Below are 19258 nucleotides of genomic sequence, written 5' to 3'. Positions count from 1 at the left end.
TGTGTGACATCCAGCGGGGCTGACTGCCGTTTCGGCGGACGGCACGACGACCGCGACCAGCACACTCGTGGCTCCCGCGCGCCCAGACACGACCTGACGCGCTGGCGGCCCGTGCTCGCAATCGGAGTTGCCCGCCCAGACCTAGGAGACGGCATGCGTCGCCCCACATTGATCATCGGACTGATCGTCGGCCTGTTGGTGGCCCTCGGCCTGGCCCCGCCGGCGTCGGCCGCCCCGGCCTTCCGCGCCCTGTTGTTCACGAAGACCGCCGGCTACCGGCACGACTCGATCCCCGCCGGGATCTCGATGATCCAGCAGCAGGCCACCGCCAACAACTTCGAGGTGGTGCAGACCGAGGACGCCAGCGTCTTCACGGCCTCCAACCTCGCCACCTTCGACGTCGTCATCATGCTCCAGACCTCCGGTATGGTCTGGACCTCGGCCTCGCAGCGGCAGGCCATCGAGGGCTACCTCGCCAGCGGCAAGGGCATCGTCGGTGTGCACAACGCCACCGACATGGGCATCGAGTCTGAGTACCCGTGGTGGGACCAGATGATGAACGGCGGAGCCCACATGCCCGAGCACTCCCCCGGAGTGCTCGCCGGCACCGCCATCGTCGCCGACAAGCAGCACCCGTCGACGGTCGGCCTGCCGGACCGCTGGAGCCGCAGCGAGGAGTGGTACAACTTCGACTCCAACCCGCGCGGCAACGTGCACGTCCTGGTGACCGCCGACGAGCGCACGTACAACCCGGGTTCGCGGGCGATGGGCCCGGACCACCCGATCTCGTGGTGCCGCAACACCGGCGGAGGCCGGGTGTGGGCCACCGCGATGGGTCACGCCATCGAGTCGTACAGCGAGACCTACTTCCGCAACCACGTCCTGGGAGGCATCAAGTGGGCCGCCGGCAACGTGCCCGGTGACTGCGGCGGCACCGTCTGGGGCAACTTCGAGAAGCGCACGCTGGACGACAACACCGCCGACCCGATGGCGATGGCCGTGCTGCCCGACCGCCGCGTGCTGTACGTCCAGCGCGGCGGCCAGGTCAAGATCTTCAAGCCGAGCACCAACAGCACCGTCACCGCCGCCACGCTGAGCGTCTACACCGGCGGTGAGGACGGCCTGACCGGCGTCGCGATCGACCCGGCGTTCGCGAGCAACGGGTACGTCTACCTGTACCACTCCCCGGCGAGCAGCTCGACCGACGTCAACCGGGTCTCCCGCTACACGCTCTCCGGTGACACGCTCAACCTGTCCACCGAGGCGCGGATCATCGACATCCCGGCGTACCGGGACCGGACCTTCGCGGAGCCCGGCCACACCGGCGGCTACATCGAGTTCGGGCCGGACGGCAACCTCTACATCGGCACCGGCGACGACACGCCACCCAACCTCGACCCCAACTGGCAGGGCTACGCTCCGCTGGACTGGCGGTCCGGCAAGGCCAACCTGGACGCCGCCCGGTCCGCCGGCAACACCAACGACCTGCGCGGCAAGCTGCTGCGCATCACGCCCTCGGCCAGCGGCGGGTACACCATCCCGTCCGGCAACCTCTACCCCCAGGGCACGGCGCAGACCAAGCCCGAGGTGTACGCCATGGGCTTCCGCAACCCCTTCCGCTTCTCGATCGACCCGGCAACTGGCTGGGTCTACCTGGCCGACTACGGCCCCGACCGCAACCCGCCGACGACCAACCGCGGCCCGGAGGGTCTCGTCGAGCTGAACGTGATCAAGGCAGCCGGTAACTACGGCTGGCCGTTCTGCCACGGCAACAACCAGCCGTACGCGCCGTTCAACCCGGACACGGGTGTCGTCGGGTCGAAGTTCAACTGCAGCGCGCCGGTCAACAACTCGCCCAACAACACCGGCCTGGTCAACCTCAAGCCGATCGTCTCGCCGAACATCTGGTACGGCTACCCGGCCTCGACGACCTTCCCCGAGCTGGGCTCCGGCGGGTCGGCGCCGATGGGCGGTCCGGTGTACCGGTACGACGCGAACAACCCGTCGGCGACGAAGTTCCCGCCGTACTACGACGGCGTGCACTTCTTCTACGAGTGGGCGCGCAACTACGTCAAGGAGGTCCACTTCGACTCCTCGACGGCGGTCACCCGGACCAACCCGTTCCTGCCCGGCGGCAACTTCAACAAGCCGATGGACATGGAGTTCGGCCCCGACGGCTCGCTGTACCTGCTCGAGTGGGGATCGAACTTCGGCGGTGGCAACAACGACTCCGGTCTCTACCGCATCGACTACATCCAGGGCGGCCGGTCACCGATCGCGAAGGCCGTCGGTACGCCGACCAGCGGCAGCGCCCCGCTGACCGTCCAGTTCAGCAGCGCCGGCACGACCGACCCGGACCCGGGTAACACCCTCAGCTACCAGTGGACCTTCGGTGACGGTGGTACCTCCACGGCGGCCAACCCGGCACACACCTACACGACCAACGGCGACTACACCGCACAGCTGAAGGTCACCGACAACACCGGCAAGACCGGCTTCGCCAACGTACAGATCACCGTCGGCAACACCGCCCCGGTGGTCACCATCAACGTGCCGCCCAACGGAGGCATGCTGAACTTCGGCGACAAGGTCTCGTACACGGTCAGTGTCTCCGACCCCGGCGGCGCGGCCATCGACTGCACCAAGGTGTTCGTCAACCCGGCCCTCGGCCACGACGACCACGCCCACGAGACCACCGAGTACCCGGGTTGTTCGGGGACCATCTCCACCGACCTGCTCGGTGGGCACCCCGAAGGCGCGAACCTGTACTACGTGCTCAACGCCCGCTACACCGACAACGGCGGCTCGGGTGGCGGTTCACCGCTGACCGGCTACGCGCAGGCGATCCTGCAACCGAAGCACAAGCAGGCCGAGTACTTCAGCAGCCAGTCCGGCGTCCGGGTCGTCGACCAGAGCGCCGCGGAGAGCGGTAAGCGCGTCGGCGACATCTCCAACAACGACTGGGTGGCGTTCAACCCGATGAGCCTGTCGGGCATCAGCACCGTCAGCTACCGGCTGTCGTCGCCCAGCGGCGGCGGTTCCATCGAGCTGCGGGCCGACTCGCCGACCGGCACCCTGCTGGCCACCACGACCGTGCCGAGCACCGGCGGCTGGGACAACTACCAGTCCACGTCGGCGGTGAGCGTCGCGGCCCTGTCCGGGACGCACACGCTCTACATGGTGTTCAAGGGCAGCACGTCCAACTGGTTCGACCTGGACGCGTTCACCTTCGGCGGCAACGGCGTGGGGGTCCCCGGCGGCGACACCGGTACCGGCGTGGCCGGGAAGACCTGGACCCTGACGGCCCAACACAGCGGCAAGCTGATGGACGTCAGCGGTGTCTCCACCGCCGACGGCGCGCAGGTCGTGCAGTGGGCGGCTACCGGGGCCAACAACCAGAAGTGGCAGGCGGTGGACGCCGGCGGCGGCGCCGTCTACCTCAAGGCGGTGCACAGCGGTAAGTGCCTCGACGTCGTCGGGGGCTCGACCGCGCAGGGCGCCTTCCTGCAACACACCACCTGCAACAACTCCAACCAACAGAAGTTCACCGTGACGTCGACCGGCACCACCGGTGTCTACACGGTCAAGAGCGCGCTGAGCGGGCTCTGCCTGGACGTCAACAGCGCCTCGACCGCCGACGGGGCCCGACTGCTGCAGTGGGGCTGCCACAGCGCCGCCAACCAGCAGTGGCGGTTCACCCAGGTCTGACCACCGGACCGTAGCGCGAACGAAGCGCCGGCCACCCGCTCCTGACGACGGGTGGCCGGCGCTCCGGCTTTTTCAGCGGCGTGTCGTCACCGGAGCAGTCCGGCGTCGCGCAGCGCCACCCAGAGCTGCTCCGGGACGTCCGCGTCGAAGCGGCGCAGGGTCTCGGTCACCTGGGCCTCGTCGCGCAGGCCGACCACCGTCGAGACCACGACCGGGTGCCGGCGGACGAACGCCAACGCCGCCTGGGGCAGCGTGACGCCGTACTCCTGGCAGACCGTCGCGATCCGCCGGGCCCGCTCGATCACCTCGGGCGGCGCCTGCTGGTAGTTGTAGGTCGCGTCGGCGGGTGGCTGGTCACGGGCCAGCAGCCCGGAGTTGTAGACGCCGGCGATCACCACGCCCACCCCCGCGGCCTGCGCCGCCGGCAGCAGGTCGTCGAGCGCGCCCTGTTCGAGGAGGGTGTACCGGCCGGCGCACATCACCACGTCGATGTCGGTCTCCTTCACGAACCGGGCCAGCATCGCCGACTGGTTCATGCCGGCCCCGATCGCGCCGACGACCCCCTCGTCGCGCAGCTCGACCAGTGCGGGCACCGCCTCGGTCGCCGCCTGCTCCCAGTGGTCGTCCGGGTCGTGCAGGTACACCACGTCCACACGGTCCAGACCGGTGCGCTCCAGGCTGGCCTCCAACGACCGGAGCACGCCGTCGCGGCTGAAGTCCCAGACGCGCCGGTGGTCGGCCGGCACGTCGAACCCCTCCGGATCGCGGTCCCCCGCGCTCTCCGGCGACGGTACGAGCAACCGCCCGACCTTCGTCGACACCACGTACTCGGCGCGGGGCCGGGACCGCAGCGCGGCTCCCAGCCGCCGCTCGGACAGGCCGAGACCGTAGTGCGGCGCGGTGTCGAAGTAGCGGATGCCGGCGTCCCAGGCGGTGTCGACGGCGGCGGCGAACGTGTCGTCCGACGTCGCCCGGTACAGGTTGCCGCCCTGCGCGGCGCCGAAGCCCAGCGTGGTGAGCCGCACCGCCGGCCGCCGGGGCAACGCCCGGCCCGTCACGGCTCCCCCAACCCGTACGCGCGGACGGCGGTTTCCCGCCAGATCGCCGCCTGTTCCCCGTCACCGAGCGGTTCCAGCAGCTCGGCGAGCACGCCGACCCACCGGCTGTACGAGCTGGCGAGCAGGCACACCGGCCAGTCGGAGCCGAACATGAGCCGGTGCGGGCCGAACGCGTCGAGCGCGTGGTCGACGGCCGGGCGCAGGTCGGACGCCGACCAGGACGGACCATCCACTTCGGTCACCAGGCCGGAGAGCTTCGCGGTGACGTTCTCCCCGGCGGCGAGCGCCCGCAGGTTGGCGGGCCAGTCGCCGAGGTCACCCGTGCCGAGCGACGGCTTGGCGAGGTGGTCCAGGACGAACGACACCTCGGGCAGGTCCCGGACGAGGCGGGTGGCCGCCGGGAGCTGGTGGTCGCGGACCAGCAGGTCGTAGGCGAGGCCGGCGGCGCCGACAGCCGCGATGCCCCGCCGGACGTCGCGCCGGTCGAGGTACGCCGGGTCGGGCTCGGACTGGACGAGGTGGCGGATGGCGACCAACCGCTCCCCTCCCCGTGCGGCGCGGAGCCGGTCGAGGCGCTCGTCGATGTCGTCGGCGGTGAGGTTGACCCAGCCGACGACTCCGCCGATGAGGGGGTCGTCGGCGGCGATGCCCAGCAGGTGTTCGGTCTCCGCCACGGAGGCGATCGACTGCACGACGACGGTCTCGGTGACGCCGGCGGCCCGCGCCGCCGGGGCGAGATCCGCCGGGGTGAAGTCGTTGTCGATCGCCGCCATCGTGTCCGGGTCGATCCAGGGCTGGGGGTGCCGTGCACGGACCCAGAGGTGGTGGTGCGCGTCGACGATGCCGGGACGCCCGTCCGGCGGGGCCCCCGTCATCGGCCCAACCAACCGCCGTCGACGGGCAGGACGGTGCCGTGCACGTAGTCCGAGGCAGCTGCGGCCAGGAACACGGTGGCGCCGGCCAGGTCGTCGGCGCGTCCCCACCGACCGGCGGGGATGCGACCCACGATGGCGTCGTTACGCGCGGGGTCGTCGCGGAGCGCCTGGGTGTTGTCGGTGGCGATGTACCCGGGCGCGATCGCGTTGACGTTCACCCCGCGTGCGGCCCACTCGTTGGACAGGGCGCGGGTCAGCCCGGCGAGGCCCGACTTCGCCGCCGTGTAGCTCGCGACGTTGATGCCGCCCTGGAAGCTCAGCAGCGAGGCGGTGAAAATGATCTTGCCGCGTCCGCGGTCGACCATCCGCCGACCGATTTCCCGGCTCAGCACGAACTGGCTGGACAGATTCACCTGCACCACCCGGTCCCACATCTCGTCGGGATGCTCCACGGCCGGCGCACGAGCGATCGTGCCACCGTTGTTCACCAGGATGTCCACCGGCGCCACCGCCTCGGCCTCCTCGGCCAACCGGTACACCGCGGCCCGGTCGCCCAGGTCCGTCCGGATGCCGGTGAACCGGCGACCGGCCGCCTGGACACGCCGCTGGACCTCACTGCCCTCCGGCTCCAACTGCGCCGAGACCCCGATGACGTCCGCGCCGGCCAACGCCAGGGCCTCGGCCATCGCCAGACCGATCCCCCGCCGGGCGCCGGTCACCAGGGCCGTACGCCCACTCAGGTCGAACAGGGCGCTCATCGCGCCTCCTCCCGCCAGTCGAGCAGCACCTTCATTACACCGCCGCCGGACTCCAGGGCCGTGAACGCATCCGTGACGCCCTCCACCGGCAGCACCCGGGAGATCAGCTCCTGGGCCGGGATGACGCCGGCCGCCACGAGCCGGATCGCCTCGACGACGTCCTCGCGCTGGTACAGCCGGGCGCCCAGCAACTGCAGCTCGCGCCAGAAGAAGCGGTGCAGGTTCACCGGACGCGGCTGCGGGTGGATCGCCACCATCACCAGCCGGCCCCGGGTGGTCAGCACGTCCACGGCCGTGCCGACGCCGGCAGCGGAGCCGGACACCTCGAACGCGACGTCCGCGCCCGCGCCGTCGGTCCGCTCGTTGACCAGCGCCACCACATCGGTCGGCCCCGGGTCCACCGCCTCGATCCCGATGCCCGACGCGACCCCGCGCCGGAAGCCGTCCGGCTCGACGAGCAGGACCTGTGCCCCGCGCTCCCGGGCGACGGCCGCGATGAGGACACCCACCGGACCACCGCCGACGACGACCACGTGCTCACCGGATGCCACGTCGGCCCGGCCGACGTCGTGCACGGCCACCGCGACCGGCTCGACGAGCGCGGCCTGGTCCAACGGCAGGTCGTCGGGGAGCGGAAGCACCAGGTCGGCCGGCACCGTCCAGGACGACTGCATGGCGCCGGGCGAGTCGATGCCGAGGAAGTCCATGGCGTGACAGACGTGCGAGTGGCCACGACGGCACGCCGGGCACCGCCCGCAGGCGCGGGTCGGCATCACCGTGACGGCCTGTCCGACACGCAGGTCGGTCACTCCGTCGCCGACAGCGGCGACGTGTCCCGACATCTCGTGCCCGAGGACCGCCGACGCGCCCACGCGGGCGTCCATGTCGCCGTGGAAGATGTGCAGGTCCGTACCGCAGATCCCGGTGTACGCCACCGCGATTCGCACCTGGCCGGGGCCCGGCGGTTCCGCGGCGCGATCCTCGACCCGCAGGTCACGTGCTCCCTGGTAGACAATCGCCTTCACTGCTGCTCCGTCTCGACGTGGGTGGTACGTACGGTGCGTGTGACAGGGCGGCCGGAGCCGCGTGCGCGGTGTCGGCGCCACGGACACGGTAATCATCCGACCAATCGTGGTCCAGTGGTGGAGTCGGCCCGTACCGGCTCAGTGCCGCAGGGGCGCCACGTCGTTCGGGGCCCGGACCGCGTCGACGAGCAGGGCCTCGACCCCGACCGGTGCGGTGGTGACGGTCGGCTCGGCAACGGCCAGGAGGCGTTTGCCCGCCCGCTCGGGACGGACGTTCGGGCTGTCGGCCGAGGGCCCGTCCGGGCGGTGCCCGACCGCCGCGATCGCCACCTCGTCCACCCGTACACCCAGGCCCGGGCTGTCTCCGAGGACGAACGCGCCGTCCTCGACGTGCAGGTCGAGGCCGATGCCCACCGGAGGTCGCAGATCCTGCAACTCACTGACCAGGTGGTTCGGCACCGAGGTCGCGGCGTGCAGGAGACCGAGTGGAATGTTGCCGATGGGGCTGACCGGCAAATCGTGGGCGTGGGCCAGTGCCGCCACCCGCAGGAAGTGGGTGACCCCCCAGACGGCGGCCGCCTGGACGATGTCGACCGCGCCCGCCGCGATCAGCGGCCGGTACTGCTCCAGCCCGGTGAGGTTCTCCCCGGTGGCGATCGACGCCCGTACACCCCGTCCGACGGCCGCCAGGCCCTCGGCGTCCCAACGGCGGACCGGCTCCTCGATCCAGATGAGATCGAGGGTGCGTTCCAGCTCGGCCACGTGGCGTACGGCCTGCTTGCGTGACCACGCCTCGTTGACGTCCAGCATCAGACCGGGCCGTCGACCGTGACCGGCCTCGGTCAGGACCTCCCGGACCAGGCCGAGCCGGTGCCGGTCCCGCTCGATGTCGAGACCGCCCTTGAGTTTGGCGGCCCGCAGGCCGTACCCGGCGTAGATCTCGTACTCCGCGACCAGCTCGTCGTCGGTGAGTCCGATGTCCAGACCGGAGGCGTACGCGGGAACGCGGCGGTCCCGCCCGCCGAGCAGCCGCCACAGCGGCTCGCCGGCCAGCTGGGCCTTGATGTCCCACAGGGCGGTGTCCAGCGCACCGATCGTCCCGAACACCAGGCCCGCGTGGCCGGCCTTGAACGTCTGTCGCAGCATCCGGTCGTACAGGGTGGACACCGCGCGGGGATCTTCCCCCTCGATGGCCGGGAAGATCTTGTCGATCTCCACGTGCGGCCCCAGGCCGATGCCGTTGATCCCCTCGTCGGTCTCGACGACGGTGATCGGCACCGTGGTGACGCCGTCGGGGAACACGCCGTTGGCGTCGCCGACGGGTCGGCCCCACTCCTGGACCGTCGTCAGGGTTCGATACCCGGTGATGCGCATGTCAGCCTTTCGTGGAACCAGCGGCGACGCCGTCGGCGATCTGGCGCTGAAGGAACAAATAGACCGCCAGGACGGGGATCGCGGCGATGAGCACCCCGGAGGCGAAGGTGGGAATGTCCTCGGAGTACTGCCCCCGCAGCGAGGTCACCCCGACCATCAGGGTCCGGTGCTCGGCCGACGGCATCAGCAGCAGCGAGATGAGCACGTCGTTCCAGCAGAACAGCGTGTTGAGGATGCCGACCGACAGCAGCGCCGGAGCACCCAGCGGCAGCATGATCCGCCGGTAGACGCCGTACACGCTGTTGCCGTCGATCCGGGCCGCGTCGACGATCTCGACCGGGATGGTCCGGTAGTAGCTGGTCATCAGAAAGACCGTGAAGGGCAGGAACTGCGCCACGTACGCGAGGATCAGCCCCGGGTACGTGTCGACCAGGCCACTGTCCGCCATGACCCGGGCCAGCGGCACCATGATCACCTGGAAGGGGATGAAGAGCGCCGCGAGGCAGCCGATGAACAGCGCCGTCGAGCCCCGGAAGCGCAGTTGGCTCAGCGCGAAGCCGGCCATCGACCCGAACAGCAGCAGCAAAAACACCGCGCAGCCCACCACGAGGATCGAGTTGGCGGCGTACCGGCCCATGCCGACGCTCGTCCACGCCGTGGTGATGTTCTCGATGCGCAGGGAGTCCGCCAGTGAGAAGCGGTCGAGGATGTACTCCCGGCGGGTCTTCATGGCGACGTTCGCCGTGAACAGGAGGGGGTAGATCGTCGCGGCCGCGAGGAGCCCCATCGGGATCACGAGCAGCCATCTGCCCAGTCGGACGCGGGACATCAGTCCTCCCTTCCCGCGCGTCGGAGCAGCTTGAGCTGCAGGAGCCCGACGACGAGCATGATGATGAACAGGACGGTGGACGCGGCCGATGCGAGCGCCGGGCGGTTCATCCGCCCCTGCTGGATCCAGATGTAGTACTCCGGCAGGTAGGTCGAGCCCTCCGGACCGCCACTGGTCATGACGTAGAGCAGGCCGAACATGGACGTCAGCATCCCGATCATCGTGGTCACGAAGACGAACTGGATGGTGCGGGTCAGGCTCGGGATGATGACGTGCCAGATCACCTGTGCCAGCGACGCTCCGTCCACCCGCGCGGCGTCCAACAGGGCGGCGTCCAGGGTCGCGAAGCCCGCGAGGAAGACGACCAGGGCCATCCCGAAGGTCGCCCACATGTGTACGCCGACGACGGCGAACATGGCGACGTCCGGATCACCGAGCCAGTCCACCGGTCCGATGCCCACCGTGGACAGGACAACGTTGACAGGACCGTCAAACGAGAGCAGCAGGTTGAAGATCGCGCCGACGATGACCGGGGACAGCACGGCCGGGAAGAAGTAGACGCTGCGGTAGAACCGGTGCCCCGGTACCCGCAGGTAGATGAATGTGGCGAGCAGGCCCGGGATGGCCACCGCCACCGGCAGGAGCAGCACCAGCAGTCCCACGTTGCGCAGCGCCTGCTGGAACAGCGGATCCTGGAACAGGTCGACGTAGTTGGCGAAGCCGACCATCGCCCCGTCGCGGTCGCCGTCGCCGGTGAACGAGAAGTTGACGCCGAGTGCCAGCGGCCACAGCCGCAGCAACACGAGGATCAGGACGGCCGGGGCGACCAGCACGAAGGGCGCCAGTTGCTCGGCGCGACGGCCGCCGGCGGCACGCCGGGAGACGGCGCGATTGCGAGGCGGCGGTACGGAGGGCGGGACCCCGCCGGCCCGCCCGGCCGAAGCCGAGCGGACCGACGGGAGCGAGTTGCCGATCGTCACGAGGTCAGCCCGCCGTGTCCGAGGCGGCCATCTGCTTCACGACCTCGTCCACGCTGATCGAGCCGCTGAGCAACTGCTGCGAGAGGCGGCCCATCAGGTCGAGCGACTTCGAGGAGAGCGCCACGTGCGGCGCCGGCTTGCCGGTCTTGAGCGCGGAGACGATCGTGGTGACGGCCGGCCCGCTCGCCGACACGTCGATGGTCGTGTCCGCGGTGATCGCGCCCGCGTTGGCGTAGAACGCCTTCAGCGCCTCGGTGGAGCTCAGCGAGCGCACCAGGTCGGCGGCCACCTTCGGGTCCTTGGTCCACTTGGCGACCGCGTAACCGATGCCACCGTCGTATGGCAGGCTCGGGGTCGCGCCGCTGGTCACCGCCGGGGCCATCATCACGCCGAGCTTGTCCGGCGTGATGAACTCGTTGAAGTCCTTCCAGTGCCCGATGTCCGACATGAGCCCGATAATGTGGGCGGCCTTGCCGGACTGGAAGACAGCGAACGCGTCGTTGAACATGGCGGTGGAGTTCGCCCCGTCGTTGTTCAGCTTCGCGGTGCCGGTCTCCTTCCACAGCTCGAAGATCCGCTTCACGTTGGGCGAGTTCCAGTCACGCTTGCCGGCGATCCAGTTGTCGTACTCCTGCGGGGTCAGGACACCCGACGCCATCGCCGACAGGAAGAACTGGATGCCGTAGCCCTCCTTGTTGCCGAGGGCGAAACACTTGGCGCCGCTGGCCTTGGTGATGGCAGCGCAGTTGGCGACGAACTCCTGCCACGTCGTGGCGGGCTTCGCCGGGTCGAGACCGGCCTTCTCGTAGAGCGTCTTGTTGTAGTAGATCGGGTGACCCTGGAGCGTCACGGGAGAGGCGTAGGTCTTGCCGCCCTTGGCGAACGCCTCCCAGCCGGCCAGCCGCTGCCGGTCCTCGCCGACGTACTCGTCCAGTGGCTGGAGCGAGTCGACCCGGTCGCGGATCTGGCCGCCACCGTTGAACAGGATGACGTCCGGTCCCTTGCCCGACTGGATGGCCGCGCCGAGCAGCGTGTAGTACTCCTCGAACGGCTGGGCGACGAACTCGACCTCGACGTCCTTGTGCTTCTTGGCGAAGTCGGCCTTCGCCTTCTCCACGTACTGGGCAGAGCTGGCCTCGCCGGACTTCCAATCCCAGACGACCAGCTTCTTGTCCGAGCCTCCGGACGATGAACCCGATCCTGTCGCGCTTCCACAGCCTGTCAGGGCCAGCCCTGCAACGAGGACCGCGGACCACACTGCTCGTTGCTTCATCGTTGCTCACCTTCATATGGGGAGTGGCCTGAGAACGGCCGTCGATGCAAGATTGACGAGAACGTAACTCGTATGACGTCTGACGTCAACGGTTGCCCTTACACTGGGGCGGACTCGTGGGCCCGCTCCCGCGGCTACGCGGAGGTGAACGTGACGACATCGAACCGGCCGGCCGTCAACGGCGCGACGGCGCAGACCTGGACGCGTCGCCCGGCGAATCTGGCGCGGGCGATCACCGCCGAGTTGGTGACCCGAATCGTGCAGGGAGCGCATCCCTCGGGCACTCCGCTGCCCCCCGAGCCGGTGCTCTGCGAGACCTTCTCGGTGAGCCGGACCGTCATCCGGGAAGCGGTGAAGATCCTGCAGGAGAAGGGGCTCGTGCAGGTCCGCCAGGGCAGCGGAACGCTTGTCACCCCACCCTCGGCGTGGGACATGCTCGACGAACTCGTCCTCGCGGCGACCATCGCCGAGGACGACTCCCTGGCGATACTGGACGACCTGGTGGTCACCCGGCGGGTGCTGGAGTCCGACATGGCCAACGTGGCCGCCCGACTCGCCGACCCGGCCACGGTCGACCGGCTGCGCGCCCTGGTGGACCGCATGGACGAGCTGGTGGACGACCACGTCACCTACCAGGAGCACGACCGCGCCTTTCACGACACGGTCATGCAGGCGTCCGGGAACCGCATCGCCAGGGGCGTCGTCCGGTCCCTGGAGAGCCAGGTCGTCAACACCGCGCGGTACATGGGCCAGCCCGAGCGCGCCATGTGCGTGGCGTCGAACCAGGGCCACCGACGCATCTACGAAGGCATCGCCGCCCACGACCCCGAGGGCGCGGCCCAGGCGATGTTCACGCACATCACGGAGGCGTGGCTCGTGCGTCGCAGCGGACCGGGAAGCCCGACCCGCCTGCAGCGCTGACCGCCCTGTCGACCACTGCGTACGCCCCTGCGCCGACCCGTCCGTGAGGCCGCGCGAAATCCAGGTCCATCCATCGCTTGAGAATGTTAGCGATAACAGACTACCCTCGGGCCGCAGAGGCGAAGGGCACGCTTCACCGCTCCAACCGATCCGTCGGGATCGATGGGGCAGTGCACGACCAACGCCCGCTGGTGGGTGTCCGGGCCTCCCTCAGGGACGTTGACCACCGCCGTCGACAGCGGCGGGCCGCCGCACGCGGGAGCCACGGCAGACGACCAACTCCCTCCCGCCGTGCCCGCGGCACCGCCGCGGCCGCCCCGATCGACACGCGACGACACACGCGACACGCCACCAGCGCACGCGGCGAGCCGCCCCGCCCGTCGTGACCCACCCTGGAGGTACCGATGCACCCCACACCGCCACCACGGACCAAGACCCGGCTCCGGCGCGGCCTCGCCTGGCTCACGAGCCTGCTGCTCGTCTCGACGCTGATGCCGGCCACGGCCGCCCGCGCGGACAACCCCATCGTCCAGCACATCTACACCGCCGACCCGGCACCCCTGGTCCACAACGGACGGGTCTACCTCTACACCGGCCACGACGAGGACGGCTCCTCGTACTTCACGATGAAGGACTGGCGGGTCTGGTCGTCGGCCGACATGGTCAACTGGACCGACCACGGCTCCCCGCTGAGCCTCGCCACCTTCAGCTGGGCGAGCGCCAACGCCTGGGCCGGCCAGGTCGTCGCCCGCAACGGCAAGTTCTACTGGTACGTGCCGGTCACCGCCCGGGCGACCAACTCGATGGCCATCGGCGTCGCCGTCGCCGACAGTCCCACCGGACCGTTCCGGGACGCCATCGGCCGTCCCCTGGTGGGCAACGGCGAGATCGACCCCACGGTCTTCGTCGACGACGACGGCCAGGCGTACCTGTACTGGGGCAACCCGAACCTGTGGTACGTCCGGCTGAACGCGGACATGATCTCGTACAGCGGCAGCGCCACGAAGATCCCGCTCACCACCGCCGGGTTCGGCACCCGGACGGGCAACGCGAGCCGGCCCACCCTCTACGAGGAGGGTCCGTGGGTCTACAAACGTAACGGCATCTACTACAACGTGTTCGCGGCGGAGTGCTGCTCCGAGTTCATCGGTTACTCGACCGCGACGGGCCCGACCGGCCCCTGGACCTATCGCGGAACGGTCATGCCCCGCCAGGGCGCGAGCTTCACCAACCACCCCGGGGTCATCGACTTCAACGGCGGATCGTACTTCTTCTACCACAACGGCGCGCTGCCCGGCGGCAGCGGTTACACCCGCTCGGTGGCCGTGGAGAAGTTCACGTACAACACCAACGGCACGATCCCGACGATCAACATGACCACGACGGGCGCGCCCCAGGTCGGCACGCTGAACCCGTACGTGCGGCAGGAGGCCGAGACCATCGCCTGGGGCTCCGGCATCGAAACCGAGCCGGCCAGCGGGGGCGGCATGAACGTCGGGTGGATCGAGAACGGGGACTACATCAAGGTCAAGGGCGTCGGCTTCGGTACGGGCGCGACGTCGTTCTCCGCGCGGGTCGCCTCGGCCGCGTCCGGCGGCACCGTCGAACTGCGCCTCGGTAGCCCCACCGGCACCCGGGTGGGCAGCTGCGCGGTGCCCGGCACCGGCGGTTGGCAGGCGTGGCAGACCATCTCCTGCCCGATCTCGGGCGCCACCGGCACCCAGGACCTGTACCTGCGGTTCACCGGCGGCAGCGGCACCCTGTTCAACCTCGACTGGTGGCAGTTCCAGGCCAACGGCACCACGCCCACGCCGACCCCCACCCCGACGTCCACCCCGACCCCGACCCCGACCCCGACGCCCACTCCGACCCCCACCCCCACCACGACGCCGACACCGACGCCGACCGGCCCGGGGGGGCCGTCCTGCGGGGTCACCAACACCGTGGTCAACACCTGGCAGGGCGGGTTCGAGGGGCGGCTGTCGGTCACCAACTCCGGATCGTCCACGCTCAACGGCTGGCAGGTCACCTGGACACTGGCCAGTGGACAGACGGTGTCGCAGGTGTGGAACGGCACACTCGCCCAGTCGGGCAGCCAGGTGAGCGTCGCGAACGCCAGTTACAACGGCCAACTCGCGCCGGGCGCGTCGACCACCGCCGGCTACCTCAGCTCCATCACCTCAACCAGTCCCCCGGCCAGCACGCCGACCTGCACCCCCGCCTGATCCACCGTCCCACCCCCAAGAACACCCCCACCCCATCCCCACACCCCGTCCGCCGCCGACGTCGATCATGAAGCTGGGGCCCCCGAACGCCGATAGGGAGCAACAACGTCATGCTCGACGGGGCGGGGAGGGGGTGGGGTGGGGGTCCTAGAAGTCGTCGTCGAAGGCGACCGCGCCGCTCACGCCGACCTGGTACGCCGACACCCGCCGCTCGAAGAAGTTGGACAGCTCCTGCACGTCCTGCAACTCCATGAAGGCGAACGGATTGGCCGACCCGTAGTGCGGTGCGATCCCGAGCTGGGCCAGACGGCGGTCGGCGACGTGCTGGAGGTACTCCCGCATGTCCACGAGGGTGAGACCGGGCACCCCCTGACCCACCAGGTCCTCGGCGAACCGGACCTCGCACTCGACGGCCTCGGTGAGCATCCGGCGAACCTGTTCGGCGAGGTCGTCGTCGAACAGGTCGGGTTCCTCGGCGCGGACGGTGTCGACGACGTCGAACGCGAACGCCATGTGCATGGACTCGTCGCGGAACACCCAGTTGGTCCCGGACGCCAGACCGTGCAGCAGGCCACGCGAGCGCAGGAAGTAGACGTACGCGAACGCGCCGTAGAAGAACAGGCCCTCGATGCAGGCGGCGAAGCAGATCAGGTTGAGCAGGAACGCCCGCCGGTCCTCGCGGGTACGCAGCTCCCGCATCTCCTGCAACGAATCGATCCACCGGAAGCAGAACTCCGCCTTGCGACGGATCGACGGGATGTTCTCGATGGCCGCGAACGCCGCGAACCGCTCGGTCTCGTCCGGCACGTACGTGTCGAGCAGGTTGAGGTAGAACTGGACGTGCACGGCCTCCTCGAACAGTTGCCGCGACAGGTAGAGCCGACCCTCGGGGCTGTTGACGTGCTGGTACAGGTTGAGAACGAGGTTGTTGGCGACGATCGTGTCGCCGGTGGCGAAGAACGCCACGAGACGGCTGACCAGGTGCCGCTCGGCCGGCGACAACCGGTCCAGGTCGGCGAGGTCGGCGTGCAGGTCGACCTCCTCCACCGTCCACGTGTTGCGGATGGCGTCCCGGAACCGGTCGAAGAAGTGCGGGTAACGCATCGGACGCAGCGTGAGGTCCATCCCGGGGTCGAGCAGCATGTGTGTGGTCCTCGCGTCGGCGGTGCTGTCGGTGGTGGGGTCGGCGACGGTCACTGGCACGCCTCGCACGACTCGGGGTTCTCCAGCGAGCAGGCCAACGCCTCGGCGTCGCCCGTCGACGGCGTGACCACCGCGACGGTCGCCTGCTGGATACGCGTGGCGGGGCGCGAGCGCAGGTAGTAGGTGGTCTTCAGGCCGGACTTCCAGGCGTACAGGTACATCGAGGAGAGCTTGCCGATGGTGGGCGAGGCCAGGAACAGGTTCAGCGACTGGGACTGGTCGATGAACGGGGCGCGGGCAGCGGCCAGGTCGATCAGCGCCCGCTGCGGCAGCTCCCACGCGGTGCGGAACAGCTCCCGCACGTCGGCCGGCAGCTCCGCGACCGACTGCACCGAGCCATCGGCCCGCTTGATCGCCGACCGGATCTGCTCGGTCCACAGACCACGGGCCTTCAACTCGCGTACCAGAGCGGTGTTGACCTGGAGGAACTCCCCCGACAGGGTCTCGCGCTTGAAGAGGTTGGACACCTGCGGCTCGACGCACTCGTAGCAGCCGGCGATCGAGGCGATCGTCGCGGTCGGGGCGACCGCCACCAGCAGCGAGTTGCGCAGCCCGTACTCCTCGACCTCCTGGCGCAGCGCGGCCCAGCGTGCGGTCTGCGTACCCTCGACACCCCACAGGTCCGGTTGCAGGCGCCCCCGCGCGGCCCGGGTCTGCGCGAACGCCGGATGTGCCCCGAACCGGCGGGCCAGGTCGGCGGAGGTCTCCAGCGCGGTGAGGTACAGCTCCTCGCTGATCCGCGTGGACAGCTCCCGCGCGGCCGGCGAGTCGAACGGCAGCCGCAGCGCGAAGAACACGTCCTGCAACCCCATCAACCCGAGCCCGACCGGACGCCAGCGGGGGTTGCTCGCCGCCGCCTGCGGCGTCGGGTAGTAGTTGATGTCGATGACCCGGTCGAGGAACGTCACGGCGGTGCGGACCGTGGCGCGCAGCCGTTCCCAGTCGATGCCGTCGTCGCTCAGGTGGGCGGCGACGTTCACCGAGCCGAGGTTGCACACGGCGGTCTCGGCGTCGCTGGACACCTCGATGATCTCGGTGCAGAGGTTGGAGAGGTGCACCACGTTGCCCGGCTCGGCCGTCTGGTTGCACAGCCGGTTGGCCGCGTCCTTAAAGGTCATCCAGCCGTTGCCGGTCTGGGCCAGGGTCCGCATCATCTTCCCGTACAGCTCACGCGCCGGCAGCTGCCGCACGTACCGACCCTGCGCCTCGGCCGCCCGGTACGCGGCGTCGAACCGCTCCCCCCACAGGTCCGGCAGTTCCGGCACCTCGTCGGGGTCGAACAGCGACCACATCTCGTCCGCCTCGACTCGGCGCATGAACTCGTCCGGAATCCAGTTGGCCAGGTTGAGGTTGTGGGTACGGCGGGCGTCCTCGCCGGTGTTGTCGCGTAGCTGGAGGAACTCCTCGATGTCCGGGTGCCACGGCTCGAGGTAGACGCAGGCCGCGCCCTTGCGTCGGCCGCCCTGGTTGACCGCGGCGACGCTCGCGTCCAGTGTGCGCAGCCACGGCACGATTCCGTTGGACTGCCCGTTGGTGCCCCGGATCAGCGCACCGCGGGACCGGACCCGGGAGTACGCGATGCCGATGCCACCGGCGAACTTGGACAGGTTGGCGACCTGGGCGTAGCGCGCGTAGATCGAGTCCAGCTCGTCGCGCGGCGAGTCGACCAGATAGCACGAGGACATCTGCGTGTGCCGGGTGCCGGAGTTGAACAACGTCGGTGAGCTGGGCAGATAGGCGAGGCTGGACATGAGCCGGTAGAAGTCGACCGCTTCGTCAGGCGTACGCGACAGGCCGCAGGCCACCCGCAGCAGCCAGTACTGCGGGGTCTCCAACACCAGCCTTGAGGTGGGGTGACGCAGCAGGTACCGGTCGTAGACCGTGCGCAGGCCGAAGTACTCGAACCGACGGTCACCGTCGGCGTCGACGGCGTTGTCGAAGGTCTCGGCGTGCGCGTTGACGAACGCGGCGGTCTCGTCGCCGATCAGGCCCACGGCGTGGCCGGCCCGGATCGCCGCGCTGAACGAGGCGATGCCCTGCCGACGGACCTCCTTGTCGACATAGCCGGCCAACAGGCGCGCGGCCAGGCGCGAGTACTGCGGTTCCGCGCCGATCATCTCGGCTGCCGTCTGGATGGACAGCCGGTCCAGCTCCGCCGTCGTCGCGCCGTCGTAGAGGCCGCTGATCGTACGGGTGGCGACCCGCATCGGGTCGACGTCGGTCAGGTCGTCGGCCCACCGCTCGACCGCCCGGACGATCCTGTTGACGTCGACGGCCTCGGTGCCGCCGTCGCGTTTGCGGACCTGCATCGGTGTCCGCCGCAGGGCTTCGCCGCTGACCGGTACCACCTCGGTGACTGTCACCACTCACTCCTCGGGAGTTCGAGACCTCACGGCCCTCGGACGCGAGGAGACGGACACCGTCGGACGCCACGCCAGCGCGGCGTGGGTCAGGTGGCGTCAGCCGTCCCACGCGGCCTCGGACCGCCGCACACCCGGGGTCGGGTACGCGGCGCGCTGGCAGGTCTTCGGACTCGTGGGCGCGACCGGGACTAGCCGGTCTCCTACTGGCCGTCGCTTCCCAGGCCGATTGGTGGCCCAGTGCTGATGGCGGCGTTCGTTCCCACTCACCGCTGCGGGACAGTCCCGGATTCCCACCGGGTTCCCTCTTGCCTCGACCACTCGGGATGAGCGGCCGAACCAGCTGCGGTCGACACCATATATAGGGGGGACCACGTTTGTCACACCCCACATGTCGGGTCCGGGCGTGTCGCGGTCAACGGTGATGGTCACCGTCGACACCTTCGAGTCGGCCGGTGAGCGCACGTCGGGCGGCAGCGCGTCCGGCTGTCGCCGCCGGCTTGACTGAGCCGAACCGGCACCGATACGGTCGATCCACTATCTGCGGCGACGCGAGGGAAGCCGGTGAGAATCCGGCGCGGTCGCGCCACTGTGAGCGGTCCCCACTCGGGGGTCGCGAGCCAGGACGCTCGGTCGTCCGCAGCCTTGCGATGGGGACGCGTCATCCCC

Annotated in this window: 13 protein-coding genes and 2 riboswitches; of the genes, 3 read left to right on the top strand and 10 right to left on the bottom strand. The window is 69.8% G+C overall.

What is annotated here, in order from left to right:
• Positions 1 to 153 precede the first annotated feature (153 nt).
• On the top strand, positions 154 to 3708 hold the full coding sequence (locus ABZV06_RS09755) for a ThuA domain-containing protein (protein ID WP_355241062.1): 3555 nt from the start codon (positions 154 to 156) through the stop codon (positions 3706 to 3708).
• Between the two features lie 86 nt (positions 3709 to 3794).
• Here the strand turns inward: ABZV06_RS09755 and ABZV06_RS09750 are convergent, their stop codons facing one another.
• From ABZV06_RS09750 to ABZV06_RS09715, 8 genes are all read right to left on the bottom strand, one after another.
• Positions 3795 to 4766 carry an aldo/keto reductase gene (locus ABZV06_RS09750; RefSeq protein WP_355620162.1) on the bottom strand — a complete coding sequence of 324 codons (972 nt, stop codon included), beginning with the start codon at positions 4764 to 4766 and terminating at the stop codon, positions 3795 to 3797.
• Positions 4763 to 5641: an amidohydrolase family protein gene (locus ABZV06_RS09745; protein ID WP_355241056.1), complete on the bottom strand. Its 879-nt coding sequence runs from the start codon at positions 5639 to 5641 to the stop codon at positions 4763 to 4765. Before ABZV06_RS09745 ends, ABZV06_RS09750 begins: the two co-directional genes overlap by 4 nt.
• On the bottom strand, positions 5638 to 6399 hold the full coding sequence (locus ABZV06_RS09740; protein WP_355241053.1) for an SDR family NAD(P)-dependent oxidoreductase: 762 nt from the start codon (positions 6397 to 6399) through the stop codon (positions 5638 to 5640). Before ABZV06_RS09740 ends, ABZV06_RS09745 begins: the two co-directional genes overlap by 4 nt.
• The gene (locus tag ABZV06_RS09735) at positions 6396 to 7424 is read right to left on the bottom strand and encodes an alcohol dehydrogenase catalytic domain-containing protein (RefSeq protein ID WP_355241050.1); all 1029 of its coding nucleotides are present in this window, start codon (positions 7422 to 7424) and stop codon (positions 6396 to 6398) included. The genes ABZV06_RS09740 and ABZV06_RS09735 overlap by 4 nt, the downstream gene beginning before the upstream one ends.
• Before the next feature lie 138 nt (positions 7425 to 7562).
• Entirely contained in the window at positions 7563 to 8798 is a 1236-nt protein-coding gene (locus tag ABZV06_RS09730) for a mandelate racemase/muconate lactonizing enzyme family protein (protein ID WP_355241047.1), read from the bottom strand.
• A gap of 1 nt (position 8799) precedes the next feature.
• Positions 8800 to 9627 (bottom strand): carbohydrate ABC transporter permease, encoded by an 828-nt coding sequence (locus ABZV06_RS09725; protein ID WP_355620159.1) that lies wholly within the window; start codon positions 9625 to 9627, stop codon positions 8800 to 8802.
• The gene (locus ABZV06_RS09720; protein WP_355620156.1) at positions 9627 to 10607 is read right to left on the bottom strand and encodes a sugar ABC transporter permease; all 981 of its coding nucleotides are present in this window, start codon (positions 10605 to 10607) and stop codon (positions 9627 to 9629) included. Before ABZV06_RS09720 ends, ABZV06_RS09725 begins: the two co-directional genes overlap by 1 nt.
• A gap of 4 nt (positions 10608 to 10611) precedes the next feature.
• Positions 10612 to 11880 carry an extracellular solute-binding protein gene (locus tag ABZV06_RS09715; protein ID WP_355620154.1) on the bottom strand — a complete coding sequence of 423 codons (1269 nt, stop codon included), beginning with the start codon at positions 11878 to 11880 and terminating at the stop codon, positions 10612 to 10614.
• Positions 11881 to 12030: 150 nt separating this feature from the next.
• Between ABZV06_RS09715 and ABZV06_RS09710 the strand changes: the two genes are divergently transcribed.
• The gene (locus ABZV06_RS09710) at positions 12031 to 12801 is read left to right on the top strand and encodes a FadR/GntR family transcriptional regulator (protein ID WP_355241035.1); all 771 of its coding nucleotides are present in this window, start codon (positions 12031 to 12033) and stop codon (positions 12799 to 12801) included.
• A gap of 491 nt (positions 12802 to 13292) precedes the next feature.
• Positions 13293 to 15026, top strand: a complete 1734-nt coding sequence (locus tag ABZV06_RS09705) for a family 43 glycosylhydrolase (protein ID WP_355620193.1) — start codon at positions 13293 to 13295, stop codon at positions 15024 to 15026.
• A 147-nt stretch (positions 15027 to 15173) separates the two neighbouring features.
• Here the strand turns inward: ABZV06_RS09705 and ABZV06_RS09700 are convergent, their stop codons facing one another.
• The gene (locus tag ABZV06_RS09700) at positions 15174 to 16169 is read right to left on the bottom strand and encodes a ribonucleotide-diphosphate reductase subunit beta (RefSeq protein WP_355241113.1); all 996 of its coding nucleotides are present in this window, start codon (positions 16167 to 16169) and stop codon (positions 15174 to 15176) included.
• A 50-nt stretch (positions 16170 to 16219) separates the two neighbouring features.
• Entirely contained in the window at positions 16220 to 18538 is a 2319-nt protein-coding gene (locus ABZV06_RS09695) for a ribonucleoside-diphosphate reductase subunit alpha (protein WP_355620190.1), read from the bottom strand.
• 191 nt (positions 18539 to 18729) lie between these two features.
• Positions 18730 to 18948, bottom strand: a riboswitch (cobalamin riboswitch).
• A gap of 154 nt (positions 18949 to 19102) precedes the next feature.
• A riboswitch (cobalamin riboswitch) is annotated at positions 19103 to 19242 on the top strand.
• The last annotated feature ends 16 nt before the right edge of the window (positions 19243 to 19258 follow it).

The organism is Micromonospora sp. NPDC005172 (genome assembly GCF_040608555.1).
GTDB lineage: Bacteria > Actinomycetota > Actinomycetes > Mycobacteriales > Micromonosporaceae > Micromonospora.
The sequence above is the reverse complement of the archived record's forward strand: the minus strand, read 5'-3'. Positions and strand labels throughout refer to the sequence as shown.